The organism is Brevibacillus sp. BC25 (assembly GCF_000282075.1).
In the GTDB taxonomy this organism is placed as follows: domain Bacteria; phylum Bacillota; class Bacilli; order Brevibacillales; family Brevibacillaceae; genus Brevibacillus.
Window position 1 is genome coordinate 13,346 of record NZ_AKIX01000036.1, and the last position, 17,419, is coordinate 30,764.

Annotated in this window: 20 protein-coding genes; 3 read left to right on the forward strand and 17 right to left on the reverse strand. The window is 48.7% G+C overall.

Annotated features, from left to right (window positions below; genetic code table 11):
- Nucleotides 1-16: 16 nt before the first annotated feature.
- The 10 genes from PMI05_RS10255 to codY all read right to left on the reverse strand — a co-directional run bounded on the left by PMI05_RS10255 (nucleotide 17) and on the right by codY (nucleotide 11,374).
- Complete coding sequence (locus PMI05_RS10255; protein WP_007720876.1) at nucleotides 17-1,453, reverse strand: serine hydrolase; 1,437 nt, start codon at nucleotides 1,451-1,453, stop codon at nucleotides 17-19.
- A gap of 26 nt (nucleotides 1,454-1,479) precedes the next feature.
- Nucleotides 1,480-2,592 (reverse strand): o-succinylbenzoate synthase, encoded by a 1,113-nt coding sequence (gene menC / locus PMI05_RS10260; protein WP_007720878.1) that lies wholly within the window; start codon nucleotides 2,590-2,592, stop codon nucleotides 1,480-1,482.
- Nucleotides 2,573-3,580 carry an ABC transporter ATP-binding protein gene (locus PMI05_RS10265; protein ID WP_007720879.1) on the reverse strand — a complete coding sequence of 336 codons (1,008 nt, stop codon included), beginning with the start codon at nucleotides 3,578-3,580 and terminating at the stop codon, nucleotides 2,573-2,575. Before PMI05_RS10265 ends, menC begins: the two co-directional genes overlap by 20 nt.
- Nucleotides 3,577-4,566, reverse strand: a complete 990-nt coding sequence (locus tag PMI05_RS10270; protein ID WP_007720880.1) for an ABC transporter ATP-binding protein — start codon at nucleotides 4,564-4,566, stop codon at nucleotides 3,577-3,579. Before PMI05_RS10270 ends, PMI05_RS10265 begins: the two co-directional genes overlap by 4 nt.
- A 22-nt stretch (nucleotides 4,567-4,588) precedes the next feature.
- Nucleotides 4,589-5,443, reverse strand: a complete 855-nt coding sequence (locus PMI05_RS10275; protein ID WP_007720881.1) for an ABC transporter permease — start codon at nucleotides 5,441-5,443, stop codon at nucleotides 4,589-4,591.
- Nucleotides 5,444-5,458: 15 nt separating this feature from the next.
- The gene (locus PMI05_RS10280; RefSeq protein WP_007720882.1) at nucleotides 5,459-6,379 is read right to left on the reverse strand and encodes an ABC transporter permease; all 921 of its coding nucleotides are present in this window, start codon (nucleotides 6,377-6,379) and stop codon (nucleotides 5,459-5,461) included.
- A 17-nt stretch (nucleotides 6,380-6,396) separates the two neighbouring features.
- Nucleotides 6,397-7,995, reverse strand: a complete 1,599-nt coding sequence (locus PMI05_RS10285; RefSeq protein ID WP_007720883.1) for an ABC transporter substrate-binding protein — start codon at nucleotides 7,993-7,995, stop codon at nucleotides 6,397-6,399.
- A gap of 25 nt (nucleotides 7,996-8,020) precedes the next feature.
- Entirely contained in the window at nucleotides 8,021-8,899 is an 879-nt protein-coding gene (locus PMI05_RS10290) for a MurR/RpiR family transcriptional regulator (protein WP_052006424.1), read from the reverse strand.
- Entirely contained in the window at nucleotides 8,900-10,393 is a 1,494-nt protein-coding gene (locus tag PMI05_RS10295) for a M81 family metallopeptidase (protein ID WP_007720885.1), read from the reverse strand. It lies immediately after the preceding gene.
- Between the two features lie 204 nt (nucleotides 10,394-10,597).
- Nucleotides 10,598-11,374, reverse strand: a complete 777-nt coding sequence (codY, locus tag PMI05_RS10300) for a GTP-sensing pleiotropic transcriptional regulator CodY (protein ID WP_007720886.1) — start codon at nucleotides 11,372-11,374, stop codon at nucleotides 10,598-10,600.
- A 188-nt stretch (nucleotides 11,375-11,562) separates the two neighbouring features.
- On the opposite strand from codY, the gene yjcZ reads away from it, so the two are divergent.
- Nucleotides 11,563-11,652 carry a sporulation protein YjcZ gene (gene yjcZ, locus PMI05_RS29960; protein WP_007720887.1) on the forward strand — a complete coding sequence of 30 codons (90 nt, stop codon included), beginning with the start codon at nucleotides 11,563-11,565 and terminating at the stop codon, nucleotides 11,650-11,652.
- 70 nt (nucleotides 11,653-11,722) lie between these two features.
- Here yjcZ and PMI05_RS10310 read toward each other — a convergent pair whose 3' ends face one another.
- The 5 genes from PMI05_RS10310 to PMI05_RS10330 form a co-directional block, all read right to left on the reverse strand.
- Nucleotides 11,723-12,499, reverse strand: a complete 777-nt coding sequence (locus tag PMI05_RS10310; protein WP_007720888.1) for a sporulation protein — start codon at nucleotides 12,497-12,499, stop codon at nucleotides 11,723-11,725.
- Nucleotides 12,500-12,555: 56 nt separating this feature from the next.
- Nucleotides 12,556-13,101, reverse strand: a complete 546-nt coding sequence (locus tag PMI05_RS10315) for a hypothetical protein (protein ID WP_007720889.1) — start codon at nucleotides 13,099-13,101, stop codon at nucleotides 12,556-12,558.
- A complete protein-coding gene (locus PMI05_RS10320; RefSeq protein WP_007720892.1) occupies nucleotides 13,098-13,409 on the reverse strand; it encodes a YtrH family sporulation protein in 312 nt (103 codons plus the stop codon). The genes PMI05_RS10315 and PMI05_RS10320 overlap by 4 nt, the downstream gene beginning before the upstream one ends.
- Before the next feature lie 132 nt (nucleotides 13,410-13,541).
- A complete protein-coding gene (locus PMI05_RS10325) occupies nucleotides 13,542-13,766 on the reverse strand; it encodes a hypothetical protein (RefSeq protein WP_007720895.1) in 225 nt (74 codons plus the stop codon).
- A 1-nt stretch (nucleotide 13,767) separates the two neighbouring features.
- Nucleotides 13,768-13,926: a hypothetical protein gene (locus tag PMI05_RS10330; protein ID WP_238543277.1), complete on the reverse strand. Its 159-nt coding sequence runs from the start codon at nucleotides 13,924-13,926 to the stop codon at nucleotides 13,768-13,770.
- Between the two features lie 173 nt (nucleotides 13,927-14,099).
- Between PMI05_RS10330 and PMI05_RS10335 the strand changes: the two genes are divergently transcribed.
- Together PMI05_RS10335 and PMI05_RS31045 are read left to right on the forward strand one after the other, a co-directional pair.
- A complete protein-coding gene (locus tag PMI05_RS10335; protein WP_007720900.1) occupies nucleotides 14,100-15,347 on the forward strand; it encodes an MFS transporter in 1,248 nt (415 codons plus the stop codon).
- A 164-nt stretch (nucleotides 15,348-15,511) separates the two neighbouring features.
- Nucleotides 15,512-15,649, forward strand: coding sequence for a hypothetical protein (locus tag PMI05_RS31045; RefSeq protein WP_173618473.1), 138 nt, complete (start codon nucleotides 15,512-15,514; stop codon nucleotides 15,647-15,649).
- Nucleotides 15,650-15,718: 69 nt separating this feature from the next.
- On the opposite strand, the gene PMI05_RS10340 is transcribed toward PMI05_RS31045, so the two are convergent.
- Both PMI05_RS10340 and PMI05_RS10345 read right to left on the reverse strand, forming a co-directional pair.
- Nucleotides 15,719-16,234, reverse strand: coding sequence for a hypothetical protein (locus PMI05_RS10340; protein ID WP_081496810.1), 516 nt, complete (start codon nucleotides 16,232-16,234; stop codon nucleotides 15,719-15,721).
- Nucleotides 16,235-16,275: 41 nt separating this feature from the next.
- Entirely contained in the window at nucleotides 16,276-17,355 is a 1,080-nt protein-coding gene (locus PMI05_RS10345) for a M42 family metallopeptidase (protein ID WP_007720907.1), read from the reverse strand.
- Nucleotides 17,356-17,419 lie beyond the last annotated feature (64 nt).

The following is a 17,419-nucleotide window of genomic DNA, read 5'->3' on the forward strand; positions in this document are numbered from 1 at the left end:
TACGCGTTTTGCTGTATTATACAGTTTGTTCTTTTTCGGCAAGGACCTTTATCAGCTGACGAGCCCCAAAGCTCATCCGTGTTACTACTCCTGCCTCATCGCGAACGAATTGGATAAACATATCCGTTTCTCCCCGCTTCATGACGAAGCTGTCTTCTCCTACTGAACGAAGTGGAATATTCGTTCCATTAGTCTTCGCCACCAGCTCGTTCTCTTCGATTTCTACCGATACAGTAGCACCTTCGGACGAGCGGTACTCCCCTGTAAATGCAGCGAGTGCATCTACAGAAATTTCATAATCCGGATATGGGAACGGCACTGTATTCGGAGAACGGCCATTGGTTGCGTTTAAGATGCCATGCATCAAATCTGCCATTGGCCCGCCATCTGTGTTCATCAGTATGGCTCCTGTCAGGCCCCGCTCCGGTAAAACAAAAATCTGTGCCGCAACTCCCTTGATCGCTCCACCGTGCTCAATGAGTGTTCCATCATGGCAATTGGCTACAAACAATCCATAGCCGTATGCTTGAAACGGCGAAATCGAGAAATGAGGCGCCGTCATGGCCTGCACACTCTCGGGTGAGAGCAAGCGATTCTCACCCACTAATCCACCCGTTCTGAATATTTCGTTATAACGCAATAGATCGTGAATCGTCGATTTCAGAAAACCAGCTGCGCGCATCGATGGTGAATCCCACCATGAAGGGGAACGGTATACCTCACCGCCATCCTTTGGGCTTTTTCGGGTAAACAAGGTAGCTACCTCTGCTTCCTCTGGCAAATCTTCAACGAGAAAAGCACTGTTCTTCATCCCGGCAGGCTCCAAAATATGGTCATGCACAAACTGCTCGTAGGAAACCCCGCTCACTCGCTCAATAATCAGACCGAGCATGGCATAACTGTCGTTGGAGTAGCTAAACTCCGTCCCTGGCGCCCCTAGAAATTCATAATTCAGCTTGCCGATATAGTCCATGAATTCTTCTTTTGTATTGATCTCTTCCGCTTTATCGAGATCAAAAGCAAGACCGGAGCTAGAGGACAGGTCATCCCCTCCCTCCACAATGCTTCTTTTCATTGCACCCGCTAATGTATCCAAAGGGGGAACGCCGGCAGTATGTGTCATCAAATGATGGATGGTAATCTCGTGAGTATACGTTTCATTAGGCGTGCGTAGCTCTGGAAGGTACTTGATCACCGGATCATGAACCGATAGCTTTCCTGCGTCCTGAAGCTGCATAATGGCCACACACGTAAAGGACTTGGTAACAGAACCAATGCCAAACACCGTATCAGGGGTTAATGCTTTTGCATCCTCTGTGTTGTCTGCCAAACCGAAGCCATGGAAATACTTCAGCTCTCCTTGCTCCGCCAATCCGACTGCCGTTCCTGTTACTTTTACCTCTGCAAGCAGCTTTTGCGCGTACTCCTCAAATGATTGAATCCAATCCGCCATGCTCCTTCTCCCCTTTTCATTTTTGGTTAAGGCCGGAAGTTTGCCGTACGAATCACATAATTGCCGATCGCCTTTTGGTTCAGGGTATAACCGATGCCCGGGGTATCTGGAACTGCCAATTGGCCGGGAGCCATCAGCTCTACTCCATTCTCCACGATGTCTTCCTCCCAGTAACGGCTGGAGGCGGCTGTATCACCTGGGATTGTAAAATTCGGCAAAGAGGTAATCGCAATATTATGTGCGCGGCCTACACCCGACTCAATCATGCCTCCGCACCAAACCGGAATGTCGTGTGCCTGACACAAGTCGTGAATGCGTTTTGACTCTGTTAGTCCACCGACCCTCCCCACCTTGATATTAATAATGCCGCAGCTGCCTAGCTCTATCGCTTTTCTGGCATCATCCACATTGTGAATACTTTCATCGAGACAAATTGGAGTGGACAGCTCCCTTTGCAGCTTGGCATGATCAATAATGTCATCATGGGCGAGTGGCTGTTCGATCATCATCAGCCCATATTGATCCAGCTCCTTCATCACATCCAAATGTTCCATCGTGTAAGCGGAGTTCGCATCCGCCATCAGCGGGACACCCTCGCCAAAGCGTTCGCGGATTGCTCGAATCACCTCTACGTCAAAGCCTGGCTTGATTTTTACCTTGATCTTCTTGTAGCCCTCACCGAGATGGCGCTCTACTTTTGCCAAAACTTGATCGACAGTCGGTTCAATACCGATGCTGATCCCTACGTCGATGACAGATTTCTCGCCTCCTAATGCTTTGGCGAGCGAGATTCCTTTTTGCTTGCTGTAGAGATCCCAGATCGCGCCTTCTAAAGCAGCCTTCGCCATGTTATTGCGGCGAATGGGAGCAAACAGCCGATCCACATCCTCCGGGGTCTCGATTTCACTCGTGAACAGCTTCGGTATCATGAACTTTTCCATCATGTGCCATGCTGTCTCTGTCGTTTCTTCACTATAATAAGGAGCCGACATTGCCACACTTTCTGCGTGCCCTACCTCTCCCTCTCCATACACACTGACCAGAATGAGCTCCTTGATGGTCGTATGTCCAAAACTCGTTTCAAAACGGAAACGAAGTGGCATGTGTAGTTGCTGCAATTCAATTCGTTCGATTTTCAATGTACTTCATCCCTTCTGTTCCATATAAATGACAAGCAACATAATGTTGTGGCGAAGCAAGTGTAGCGACAGGACGCACTGTGCGGCAAACATCCGTAGCATATGAGCACCTGGTATGAAACGCACATCCAACAGGAACATTCGCTGGAGAGGGAACATCCCCGGAAAGAACGATTCTCTCCTTCTTCCGAAACGGATTGGCTTTGGGAACTGCTGACATGAGCGCTTCTGTGTACGGATGCAACGGGCGCGTAAACAAATCCTTTTTGCTGGCGATTTCGACGATTCGTCCGAGATACATCACCGCAATTCGGTCGCTGATGTGGCGAACGACACCTAGATCGTGTGAAATAAACAGATAGCTCAAGCCTAGACGTTGCTGCAAATCCTGCAAAAGATTCACGATCTGCGCCTGAATGGAAACGTCAAGTGCTGAAACCGGCTCATCTGCTACGATCAATGAAGGTTCTACAGCCAGTGCTCGAGCGATCCCGATCCGCTGCCGCTGCCCTCCGCTAAACTCATGGGGAAAGCGAGTAGCGTATTGAGTATTTAGTCCGACCATCTGAAGCAGTTCTTTTACTTGATCGCGCCTTTCTTTCGCAGACATCTGCGGATCTTTGACGCCTAACGCTTCCTCCAAAGTCCCTTGCACAGTCATCCGTGGATTTAACGACGCATACGGGTCCTGAAACACGATTTGCATTCGTTTGCGGAGTGGACGAAAACGTGCAGTTGACATATCCAGAATGTTTTGCCCCTCAAATTCAATCGTTCCACCCGTCGGCTCAATGAGTCGCATGATGCTGCGACCAGTCGTTGACTTGCCACAACCGCTTTCTCCTACCAACCCAAGCGTTTCGCCTTTTCGCAACTGGAAAGAAACTCCATCGACTGCCTTGATCACTTCGTCGCTATTGCGAAACATTCCTTTGCTAATGGGAAAATACGTCTTTAAATCGTTTACCGATAACAAGATATCACTCATACCGCCATCTCCTTGTTCTCGTACAGCCAGCATCGAACAGCCTGTGTGCCTGTGCCCGTTGCCTTAAGCGGCGGTTTTTCTTGGTAACATCGCTCTTCGGCCTGGGAGCAGCGGAAGCGGAATGCACACCCTTGTGTCACTTCACCCAGTAGCGGGACACTGCCTTCAATCGGATCGAGGCGCAGCTTCTCCTCCTCATCCAGATCGGGGATGCAGCGTAAAAGCCCAATCGTATACGGATGCTTCGGATTCGAAAACAGACTGGCAACGTCAGCTTCCTCTACGATCTCCCCGTAGTACATGACAAGTACACGATCAGCCATTTCAGCTACCACTCCCAAGTCATGCGTAATGAGCAGCAGGGAGGTATGGTCGTTCTCCTTCAGATCGTTCATCAGTTCCAAAATTTGCGCTTGAATGGTCACATCCAGTGCAGTCGTCGGCTCGTCCGCGATCAATAAATCCGGGTTGCAAGCCATCGCCATAGCAATCATGACACGCTGTTTCATCCCACCTGATAGCTGATGGGGATATTCCCGCATGATGTCTTCTGCCCTCGGCACGCCCACTTTTTTGAGCATCTCAATCGCTTTTGCTTGGCGTTCTTTTTTCGATAAATCGGTATGCAGCTGATACACTTCCTCCAGTTGTCGGCCGATCGTATGAACCGGATTTAGTGACGTCATCGGTTCCTGAAAAATCATCGCGATATCTTTTCCACGAATGTTGCGAAGTTCACTGGCACTCAACTGGTTCAATAAGGTATCACGAAACCGAATGCTTCCCTCCATCTGCGCATTCGCCCGGGACAAGAGCCCCATGATCGCCAAGGACGTCACGCTTTTTCCACAGCCAGACTCTCCTACCAGTGCGACCGTCTCACCTTTTTTCAGTTGAAAAGAAATGCCTTGCAGCGCTGGCAGCTCGCCCTTATCCGTCTTAAACTGCAATTGTAAATCAATTACTTCCAAGAGTACCTCTTTCATCAGCTCGTGCCCCCTTCATCCATTACCTCGTTTTCGGGTCAAATGCATCCCGTAATCCGTCACCTAACAGATTGAAGCCAAGGACAACCAGCATGATGGCCAATCCAGGAAAAATGGACATCCACCAGGCCTGACTCAAGAATGCCTTGCCGACAAAAACCATGGCTCCCCACTCTGGCATCGGCGGTTGCGCACCCAGTCCGAGAAAGCTCAAGGCAGCTGCCGCCAAAATACTCACACCGAATTGAATGGTGGAAAGCACGATGATCGGGGAGAGAATATTGGGTAAAATATGCTTCAGCAAAATCTGCCAATCCCTAATCCCCAGAGCGCGAACAGCCTCAATGTACTCTTTTTCCCTTATGGATAAGACCGCAGAGCGAACGACCCGCACATAGGACGGAATAACGGCAATGACTACCGCGATCATGGCATTCGTTAACCCAGGACCCAAGACCGCAATGACAGCGATCGCCAGAAGCAGTGCAGGAAGTGACATGAGGATATCCATGCCCTGCATGATAAACAGATCCACACGACGATAATAGCCAGCGATAATACCGAGCGTTACACCTACCAAGGTAGAAAGTACAACCGTTATCAAACCCATCAGCAAAGAAATTCGCCCCCCGTGCAACAAACGGGAAAAAATATCTCTGCCGAAATCATCCGTTCCAAGAAGATGTGTCAGACTCGGAGCGCTTAATCGGCTGTTAAAGTTCATTTGTTCGACAGGATGAGGGGCAACGACTGGAGCAAGAAGCGATCCCAGTGTAAAGACGATCAGGATGACCACACCCGCCATTGCTGTTTTATTGCGTCTCAGCCGTTTGCCCATCCCTCCCCAATACGACTCCGGACGATTACTGTTCACCATTCATCCGCTCCTTCCTTAGTCGAAATGGATTCGCGGATCAATCCGGCTGTAGATGAGATCCACGATCAAATTGGTTAAGGCAAAAATCAACGCCATGAAGAACACCATGCCCTGTATAGTCGGCATATCCCGTTTACTGATCGCCTCAATCGCCAGGCTTCCGATCCCTTGCAGAGAAAACACGGTTTCCACCACCACTGCTCCAGCCATGAGCGCACCGAACTGCAAGCCTAACATCGTGACAACAGGAATAATGGCATTCGGCAGACCGTGGCTCAAAATGATTCGGAAAAGCGCCGCCCCCTTGGCCTCGGCTGTCCGCATGTAATCCTGCTTGATGACTTCCAGCATGCTGGAGCGGGTCATACGGGCGATCATCCCCGCTTCCGCCATTCCCAAGGTGATCGCCGGCAATAACAGGGAGTGAATCCCCTCATATCCGGAAATCGGAAACAAGGCTAGCTTGTAAGCAAAAATCCAGATGAGAAACAAGGCAATCCAGAAGCCGGGTGCCGAAATACCGAGTAATGAGGTAAGCACCACAAGCCGATCGATGATGGTGTTTTGCTTGACGGCAGCAATCGTGCCTAACAAAATACCAAATATTGCGGCAATGATCACACTAAGGATGGCAAGCTGCATGGTGATCGGGAAACGGTTCATAATCTGATCCCATACCTTTTCGCCAGTGAATAACGATGTTCCCAGATCGCCAGCGAACAGGTTTCCGACAAACCGCATGTATTGCTGCCACAGTGGTTGATCAAGACCAAGCTTCGCTCTCATTTGACTGATGGCCTCTGGTGTTGCAAACTGTCCGAGTATTTGTGCTGCGGGATCGCCCGGAATGAGGTGTACCATCAAGAAGATCAGGACGGATACGCCAAGCAGTGTACCCACCAGGGAGAGTAATCTTTTTATTACATATCGGCGCATGCCTTCACCTCCGCTGTCTATTTTTCAAGCGTGACATCATGCAACGTAATGCCTTGCGTGTACGGATTGACCGTAAAGCCTTTGACACCACGTGTCGCTATCACCGTCTCGCTCACCCATAACGGAACCCACGGCATGTCATTCACCAAAATCTCCTGTGCATCTTCGTAAATCTTGAGACGCGCCTGCTCATTCATTTCCAAACGTCCTTTGTTCAGTAAAACATCCAACTCAGGGTTGTTGTAATGAGTACGGCTTGTTGAATTGCTCTTTTCAAAGATGAGGTATAAGATATCAGCATCAAACCAGCCGTAGTACATCAAAGCCATGTCATACGACTTTTTCGAAATGCGCTCTTTGATGGTTGTCATTTCTTGCACGCTAATTTTCATATCAATACCTGCTTCTTTCAGCTGGCTCTGCAAAATCTGCACCGCTCGCTGAAACGCTGGCTCTTGAGAGACGAGCATTTCTACAGACAACGGTTTTCCGTCCTTATCTACGATTCCATCCCCATTACTGTCCGTCCAGCCTGCTTCCGCTAGCAACTGCTTGGCTTTGCCTAAATCTCTCGAATACAACTGCTTCGCCTTGCTTTCAATCGCTTCACTGTAGCCATAAATCGTGGGTGCCAATGGACCATAGACCGGCTTGGCGAAGCCGTTCAACGCTACCTGAACTACTGGATCTCGATCTACGGAGAGGGCTACTGCTTTGCGCAGACGGACATCTGAAAACAGCGGGTGCTTATTGTTCAATGCGATGTATTTGTTTCCAACGTCCATCACTTTCTCAATATTGACTCCGGGCAGTGTCTCAAGCTCCGCAACCGAGTTCGGCGGCGCATCATACAACACATGGACCGTACCCTTTTTGAATTCCATCAGGCGCGTATCGTCGTCTTTCATAAACCGGAACATCATGCTGTCGAATTGCAGAGGACCTTTGTTGGCAGCGTACTCCGGTCCCCAGTTATAATCGGGATTTTTCTTGTAGGTGAGCGAAGCACCCCGCTCGCGTTTGTCAAAGATGATCGGCCCCGTTGCAGATGGGTTATCTGCGAAGCCATCCCCTAATTCTTTTGCCTTTTTGGCGTCAAGAGGCGAGACTAATCCACCGACAATGACGTTAACAAACGGGGCAAACGGTTGGCTAAAATGCACCTTGAGCGTATGCTCGTCTGTTGCTTCCACTTTTTCAATCGGACCTGCAAGCCCCTTCACAGGCGAAATGGCTAGCAAACGGTCAAACGAATCTTTTACGGATGCTGCCGTCATTGGATCGCCAGAGTGATAGCGGACATCTTTGCGGAGGATAAATGTCCACACCTTGCCATCCTGCGAGATTTCGTACTTCTCTGCCAAACCCGGATGGAGTTTGCCTGTTGCATCGCGGGTCAATAGAGGCTCGTATATTAAACTGTTTTCCATACTCATCCAGCTCGTTCTGTGCATATCAAGCGAGTCTGGGTCCGTCAAGGAAGCGATGACTAATGTGTTACCTTTGGCCGACGTGTCATTCCCCGCTTGATTGGTCGGCTGTGAGGAGCAGCCTGCAATCAACGCCGTTGCCACAAATACACTCAAGGCCCCTTGCTTCCATCTGTGAATCTTCATGTCCCGTCCCCCTTATCAATTGCCGTTACACTTCGGTCCCTTCCACAAACGGGTATATTTGTCGACTTGTCTCTTCATATTCTTTCAGTCTTTGTTGTACCTGTTCGCCATCAGCCTGAACCACACCACTGATCAAAATATTCAGCATGGAAAAGATCGCCGTCATTCCTTTTAAGGCAGTAGGAGCAGGTGCGGTGACTTTCAAAATTTGGTCGGCTACCGGCCCAATCGGAGATAGCTCATCGTCTGTAATCCCGATGATGTTGGCGCCTCTCTCTTTGGCTGCTTTTGCAAACAGGATGGTTTCACTCGTATAGCGGGGAAAGGAGAGAGCGATCACGAGCCACTCCTGATTGATCTGGGTCAACAGATAATTGACGTCATCAACTGGCCCATTGTACAGATGCGCGTTTCCTCTGACGACATTCAGTGTAAAGGCGAGCCAATGGGCCGGAGCATAGGAGCTGCGAAACCCTACGACGAGAATGTGTTTGGCTGCCATTATACTTGAAACCGCTTGCAAAAGATGGTCCTTTTGCAGCTCCCCTAACGTTTGCCGAATATACGCTACATCCTGCTCCATGTTATAAGAAATCAGGTCTTGTTTCCCCTTCATCTCCACAGCTGCTGTACGAAAACTGCGGATGGCATCAGCTTTTGGTACTTTTTCCAATAAGGAGCTGCGAATCTCGTTTTGCAATTCGCTGTACCCGGAGTAGGCGAGAGCGTAAGATAGTCGGATGATCGTGGTTTCGCTTGTGCCGCTCAAAGCCCCGACAACTTTGGCTGGTTGCAGTGCAACGGTCTTCGGCTCGGCGAGAATGTATTTGGCTGCGAGTTTTTGTTGGTTGGTCAATTCCGGATAATGCTTGCGGATGCGCTCCTGTACGGATTCCATGATCATCTACTTCCTTGTCAATTGATGTAGGTTCCACTCGGTGGCTGGGTCTAACGGATAAATCGGACGAATGGCGCGCTCGTATTTGAAGAAGCGGAAGTTGAGCGTCGTCAATCCCGGCGAATCGACGGTAATGACGCGTGCGCTGATCGGTTCGAATGATGCCCGGAAATGTGTACTTGATTTCAAGGCCACGATCTTGTATTTTGTCACGTCAATTCCGTGCAACAGAAAAATTTGCTCATCCAGCACTTGCGATTTCACGGAGCAAACCAAGACGTCAACTCCGTCGATTTGCAAGCGAACGGATTTGCCAAAATTTTCATGACCCCCTTGCCCCATCGGTGTCGTCGCAATGAATTTTCCATCTGTCAAAGCTTTGACATAGGCTGTTACTTCAAGTGGTTCTCCATGCAAGTAGTCTGTCTTTCCACCCAGTGATAGTTGTATGGTAGCGCCTACTCCAGCCTGATGGGCAATCTGGACCACTTCGGGATCGTAAATAAAACCAAAGCATGCATTTGTCAGCTGGGCTTCCAGCATTGCCCGCAGTAAATGCGTTCCGTCTCCGGGTGTGCCTCCGCCTGGATTATCTGAGGTCTCATTGATTACAATCGGCATCCCTTCCGTTTCCAGTGCCATTGCAATACCCTCGGCAGGAGCAGGCATGTTCAGCTCGAATTCATCCCGCTTTTCCCAAATCAGACTGGCTACATCCTCGCTCACTTTTTTGGCGAGCTCCTGATCGTTATTCGTAACGCTCAAAACAGAGACGCCCAGCTCAGGAATGTCCGTATACGGAAATCCGTGGAAGAATGCACAGTCGATGACGCCTTCTTCCTTTTCCCACGCCCAGCAGGCTTCGTTTATTTCGCGTGCAGGGGAATGATGAGTAGCTGATGTCGGAATCAATAGTGGCAATCGGGTCAAATGCATGGTCGGCTTAATCCCTTCCGTAACCATCTTGTGCGCCAGATCGATCGCTTCAATTCCGCGTTCATAGCAATCCACATGCGGGTAGAGGTGGACACCCAGGAGCGCATCGGCTTCATCTACCATTTTTTGTGTCATGTTTGCGTGGAGGTCGAGCGTAACAATTAAGGGAATGTCATAACCGACCAACTGACGCACTGACGCCAGAATGTCGCCTTCCAGGTCATCCATTCCTTCTACGACCCCCGCTCCGTGAAGCCCTAGACAAATGGCATCTGCACCTTCTGTGGCAGCAATCGTGTCAAGAAGCTCCTTTTTAATCCGGTCATACGCTTCTCGCAAAATCGTCCCCGCAGGATATGTAAAGGTGAGAAAGGTCGGCAGTAGCTCGATGCCCAGCTCTTCGGCGCGATCCACCATCCCACCAGGAAAGTTGCGAACGCCCCGATTGCGATTCACAATCGTTTCATGATAATCCCACTCATAGCTTTGAAACATCTCGAGCGTCGTGGGCACATTGGAAAACGTATTCGTTTCATGCGCAATCCCACCAATAATCACCTTCATTCTTAGACCCTCCATTCGATTTTGAAGTATGAACTTTAAGTTTTTGAATTTTTTGAAGTTTAAACCTTTGTGGACATTATAAATGGAGGAAAATCATTTATTCAATCGCTAAATTATGAACGTTTTATCGATTCTGCTATACTTGTTGATTCATAAATAAAAGCCCTCCCTTTACAGGGAGAGCTTCTGTGTAGTTCGTGCCATTTATGAGGTTTTCCATTTCGCCAATTCAGATGGGAACTTGTCATTCAGCACTTTGATATATGTACCCTTCATCCCTAACGAACGGGACTCCAGCACACCCGCACTTGCCAGCTTGCGAAGAGCGTTCACGATGACAGAACGTGTCAGACCTGCTTGATCTGCCAGTTGACTAGCTACCAGCAAGCCTTCGCGTGCATCCAATTGCTCCATAATTTTTTCAATCGCGATCTGTTCACTGTAGGACAACGAAGAGAGTGCGATTTTGGCAAATGTTTTGTCACGCACTTCATTTTCAATTTGTTCTGTGCGCTGACGAACGATTTTCATACCAATCACGGTAGCACCGATCTCGCCCAAAATCAGATCCTCTGTTTCAAACTGACCGTAAGCACGCAGCAGGACTAGTGTGCCAAGACGGCTTCCCCCTGCATTGATTGGAACAATCGTCGTCATCATTTGCGGGAAGATCGAATTCATCTCTTTTGGAACCAGGCTGTATGGACTGGTAATCGGCTCGTTCGCCAAGGTTTGTGTAGCTTCCAACAGCTTTTGATGTACACCTTCCTGTAGTTGCGTGGATGAACGTCCTTCTTCATGCAGGGAAATTTCCTGATTCATTCCACTTCCCAGGATCGAGCCATCTGCGGTAATGATGTAAACATTTGCAGAAATTACTTCAGATAAAAGCCTTGCGAGATCTTGGAAGCCTACTCCGCTGCCACCCATTGTTTTTTGAAGCATCACATTAATTTTTCTCGTTTTTTCTAACAAATTCATAATAATATCCTCCTCTGGATTCTTCATGCTCACAGTATTGTCAGAAAAATCCAGCCCTATACATGCAAATCGAAAAATTAAAAAGAGAGTTGTGTACAGGAATTTAGGTAGAAGCCCCGACACCGATTCATAGATCAATGACTATTCTATAGGGAATTGACTACATCTTGCGGGTGGGAGGAAAATCGATGAGCTTGTTTAACGGCGGCTTTAATGGTATTGCGCTAATTCTTGTCTTGTTCGTTCTGTTGACAATCGTAGGCGTTGGCGATGATTAAGACCTCCATAAAGAAAAAAGGCTGACAGAGTGGTCACTTTCACTCCGTCAGGCCTTTTTTGTATCATTCTCTAGCGAAGCTGCTGCTTAATGAGCGCTTCAATTGCTTCTGCAATGACATGCGTATGTTTGTTCACATCTGCATTCGTTAAGCGGAAACGGATATAGCGTTCATCGAGATTAAACGCTTCTTCAAAAGCTCCCATAAAGCCTCGCGCGCGTTTATCCAGTTCCAATAAAACTTCTAATTCGCCATCGCGAAGGTAGAAGACTACTTCGAGCTCCTCCAATTGGCTACGGTATGGCCCTGTTGGACGGAATTCAAATTCCTGTACAAACGGATGATTTCGACCAAGGTGGCGATTGTATTCGCAGTCTACCTTATACAGCTGGAATCCGATCTGTTGAACAGCATCCAACACTTTGGACATTAACGGATGTGGGCGAACCTCAATGAAATCGGAATCCCCCGGGTCAATCGCATTTTTAATATCGAGACCTGTCCGTAGGTAAACGGGTTGACGCCCCATCGTCAATGGCGTCTCATACGGCAATTGAAAAGCGAATGGCAGAACGGTTTCTTCTTTCGGTTTCAATTGTACCCGCTCAGACAGACGATATTTTACAAGTGTGCATTCTTCCTTCGTCTTAGAGTCGTTGACTTCTCTTTCATAGTGTGTGACGACATACATGTAGATTTCGTCGATTTCCTGGGCGACATCTCCTCCCTTGATATGGACCTCACCTCTGACCATATCTCCGGGAATGAGTGAATCCTGCTCAAGACGTGCATCTACTTGCGCAGACCCAATACCTACACTAGCCAACAATTTTTTGAACATGGACATGTGTTCGCCTCTCCTTTATACCGACCCAGACCTACATGATCTGGCTATCAGATATTCTATATTGAAATATACGGCGGAAGAAATAGAAAGTTTCGCGCAATCTTTTGCCAAACATCATCGGGTATAACGTCCGCTGTCACGAACACATGCAGCGTTCTACTGATTACGACCGTTTTGATTCGTACCTCCACTGTCGTTCGATCAGACAAAATGTATTCGCGGCGTCGCAGCATTTCATGCAAGACCTGATGGACCTCCGCAACCTGCTCAACCTTCTTCCCTTTTAACGAAGCGAGATCCTTCTCCACACGATCGACTACTTGTACCACAATGGTGGCATGAAGTGGCTGCTTCTGATCCGCAGTGAGTACAGACGCGCGTACGTCTTCGATGACGGTCTCTTGCTTTTTGCGATAGACCCGCTGATTTTGCTTCAGCTCCAGATTTTCCTCGTACAGTTTTTTGTTTTGCAGCTCCAAGCTTTTTTTGATCAGCATCATCTGTTCCATTTCGCGTCCGTATGTAAATAAAATAACGGTACCACCCAACACGCACCCCATGAGCAAAAGAGCGAGGTAACGTTTCCAAAGAATCACCTTCATGAGCGCACCTGTACCAGCCAATGCACACAGATCGTTCCGATATGGGCACCCAAGAATGCGACGACGATCATCACAAGCTGTTTAAAGACAGGTGTCAAATTTCCCATCAGTATTTTTTCGATTTGCAAAAACGAATCAAACGTTCCACCCAATGCCCCAACCAATCCCCATATTTTGAGCTGGTCAGCCAATTGGGCCATGGATAACAGCGGAGGCTTTTCGGTGAGAAATGCGCCCACCCCACCTGAAAGAGCACCGCCAACCACAATGCCATAAGCCACGAAAAACGTCAAAATGACTTGTGCCATGTTGTGCTTCATCCTTTCTTCGAACAAGCAGCCTATGCTTATCCCTACGCTCGTCATCCCGGTTTTATAACAGGACCCGTCAGCGTTCCAAATAAAAAGCGGCATGCTCTATTTGGCAGCATGCCGGATCGGTCAGCGTCGGTTCCTTCTCCATTTCTTCAGTTTCTTTTCAATACGCGGCGAGTTCATGATCATGAGATCTGTAAACAAGTTGACCATTTTCGGATTGCGCAGCATCTGGTTAAAAACCTCTGGATTTTGCTTGAACCATTGCTCATTGGCCTTTATCCATTTCTTGAAAGCGTCGTTTGATTTGTAATAGTGATTCAATTGTCTAACCGGCCGATATCCACTCATCTTAATCTATCCCTTCGTCAAAAAATATAACGAGGAGAAAAACGATCACGATGATCCAGATGATCACTTCGAAACCTTCCTCGTTGAAGAAACCAAATCCTCTCACGTCAGATCCCCCCTTCATCCTGCCGCGCTCCTCGCACCATTCCATATCGCCCATGGTACCTTTCCCTATAGGTATATGTGGTTCCACGCTTGTTGGATTGGACACTTGCCTGCCTTCATATCGATTTTGTGTGCTGGCCTACTTTGGGTTTGTGAAAAACGACTAGACGTTTTTCATAAAAACAGGATGAGCATACTAGAGAGGAATGAATCAAAGAGGAGACGAACATGACAGCCTCTACTGGATCTCTGTTACACAACAAGCCTTACTTGCTGTTACTGACAGTCGTCTTTTTCATGCACATGGCCTCTTATCTGGTCATTCCCGTCTTTCCAGTCTTTTTGCAAAAGGTACGGATTCTTTCTCTCTCCCAAGTCGGCATCATTTTGGCAGCGGGAAGCATCACATACCAAATCGGAAGCTTGGCAGGCGGCTTGATGTCAGATCGCTGGGGCAAACGCTCCATCCTAGCCTTGGGGGCATTCCTTCAAGGTTGTGCCATGGCAGGCTATCACTTCAGCCATTCCTATGGTCTCTTCTTGTTATTCTCCTCTGTCAACGGTTTGGGTCTTGGCCTGCTCGCTCCTACCATTAAAGCCATGATCGCGGATGAAGTGGATGAGAGCCAAAGAACCGCTGCCTTCTCATGGAGAGGGATACTCGCTCATAGCGGGATCATTGTCGCAGGCTTGATCATTACGTGGATGACTGCGGGTGGGAAACAACCGTTTCTCGTAGCTGCCATTGTTTACGGAGCACTTGCTGTCTTTTCCCGCTTCATCCTTCCCGATGATCGCTGTGTGGGAGCTGATTGTAAGCAAACGCCGATCAAGGAGTATCGTCACATCTTGACCCATCGCAGCTTTCTGCTTTTTTCCGTGATCTCGCTCTTAATCTGGGCGGTCTACGCTCAATTCGCCATGATCCTGCCGCTGCGCGGAGAGCATGTCCTGCATTCTGCTACGATGATTGGTCTCATTTGGACGATCAACTCGCTCAGTGTCGTCATCTTGCAAGGGGTTATCTCACGTTTTGTTCTACAGCGCATCAATCCGTACTTGTCTGTCACGATGGGAACGATCTTGTTGGGTGCAGGGCTTACACTCATGGGTTGGGCGAACCACTTCCTCACACTGTGCGGGGCAGCGATTCTTTTCATTTTGGGTGAGATGCTGTTTATGCCGATGCTGGACAGTCTCGTCACTCATTTCGCAAAGGAAGAATGGCTGGGAGCGTACTTTGGCTTTTCCAATTTCGTATCTGGTCTTGGGACGGCTCTTGGTACGGGATTGGGTGGAGCGATGGTTGAAAAGCTAGGGGGAGTCGGCAGCAAATATCCGTGGATTGGCTATGGAGTGATTACGCTGTTTTTGGCGGCCATTCTTGGTCTGTTTGCCGTATATGCAATTCCTCGCCACAAAAACGCTCTACCTGACTCGCCCTTAAAAAATCGCAGAAAGGAAGGGGCCACATGAACGCAGAGGAACACACACAGCATCAACCCGAAAAGCAAATGGAAGTGCTTAGGCGAGTGCCGCTTACCTCCCTATTCATCCAATTGGAGGACCATGTATCCTCCCTCATTCGTCAAAAAACAAATTCGCCTTGGCAACCATGACTCTGAGAAAGGGGTAGTTATATGACCAAGCAAAACAAGGATTCCTCTGTACAGCAAAATCGACCAGACGAGCGCAATCGCCAGCCCAAAAGCGTTCAAAACGATGCACCGGGATATGGTGACAAAAAACTGGAGGGGCCAAATCGTCCTTCCACCTAACCCTCAGGCAATCAATAAAAAAGTCATTTTGCGCCTCATGCAAGGGCAAAATGACTTTTTTCATTTCATTTACGCAATAGGTACGAGCTTGTACGGCAAGCTAAATGCTTCCAATCTGTCCAAAAATGCTTGGCGAGACTTTTCATCAGGCACAATCAGTTGGAGATAGCGTGTGAAATAAAACACGATGCGATCTTCTTTTCCCTCTTTCAAGCGATAGTGTGACAGCTGTGCGATGTCCGTCAAGTTGTAGAAGTATTCATAGCGCTCCTGTGTAAGAGGCGCTTGAAAGGTCCGGCTGACGACTACATCATTGCTCAAATTTTCCCGCATGTTCTCTTTTGTTGCCCCGAGAAAACGAAGCAGCTCCCCGGCACGCTTCGCCCCGACCTTTTCCACCAGTATGCTGTCGTTGTACTCCACTTCCAGATCGGTCAAGTTGTTCTGAACGGCTGCAAGCATTGCCATCAACACCTTGCGCACTGCCAGATTCTCTGTAGCGAATTGATTGTCAAACACATTAAATTCAAAGGACGTAGCTTCGCCCTGACGTCGTGTATACAATATGATCCCGTTCAAAAGCACTCCTCCACTTTCTCTTTCCTCGAGGATATTCTCCAGACCTTTTATCTAGGCAAAATGGATTCCCACGTCGCACGGTCCAGCTTGCGAATGACACTGAACAGCAGACGCTTGGCTGCCTCGTAATCCTCGCGATCAATGATCGAAGCATGGCTGTGAATGTAACGGGAAGGAATTCCAATTACGGCAGACGGCACTCCCTTGCCATGGTACTGAACGACACCTGCATCCGTCCCGCCTTTTGCCACATAAATTTGGTACGGAATGTTCTCTTCTTCGCACGTGGAGATAAGAAGCTCACGCAATCCTACCGGCATGACGTACATCGGATCGTAGATGCGCATCAAAAGTCCACCGCCGAGCTTGCCGCCGTCATCTTTTACACCTGGTATGTCTGTGGCTGGACTCGCATCCAAGGCCAAGAACAAATCCGGATCGATGGACGCAGCGGCAGTTTTCGCGCCGCGCTGTCCGGACAATTCTTCCTGTACAGTGGCCCCGACGTAGACGACATTCGGATGATCGGGTTTTTCGTGCAGCTCTTTTGCGAGCTCCACTGCCAAACTGCAACCATAGCGATTATCCCATGCTTTAGCCATGATGCGGCGCGGATTGGCCATGACCTGCAACGGGCAAACCGGAACGATTTGCTGGCCAGCCCGTATCCCTACCTGTTCTGCTTCCTCACGTGAATCCACGCCGATATCAATGTACATGTTGCGTACATCCATCGGCCGATTGCGCTGATCGTCGCTCAAGACATGCGGCGGGATCGAGCTGATTACGCCTTCGACTGGTCCATTGTCCGTAATAATTTGTACACGTTGCGCAAGCAGGACCTGCCCCCACCAGCCTCCCAATGTCTGAAATGAAATAAATCCTTTATCAGAAATTCGGGAGACCATGAAGCCCACTTCGTCCATGTGACCCGCTACCATAATTTTCGGACCGTTCTCGTCACCACGCATAACGCCAAAAATACTGCCCAAATTGTCGTACATGAGTTCACTCGTATAGCTGCTTATGTATTCCCGCATAATCTCGCGTACCGGACCTTCGAAGCCAGGCGCTCCTGGTGCCTGCGTCAAACGGTTCCACAATTCAACTTGAAATTTATTTTCCATTGCCAAAAATCCTCCTCGACCCTAGTTTCATGCCTATTATCCTTCTCTATTATCAGCGAGAGAG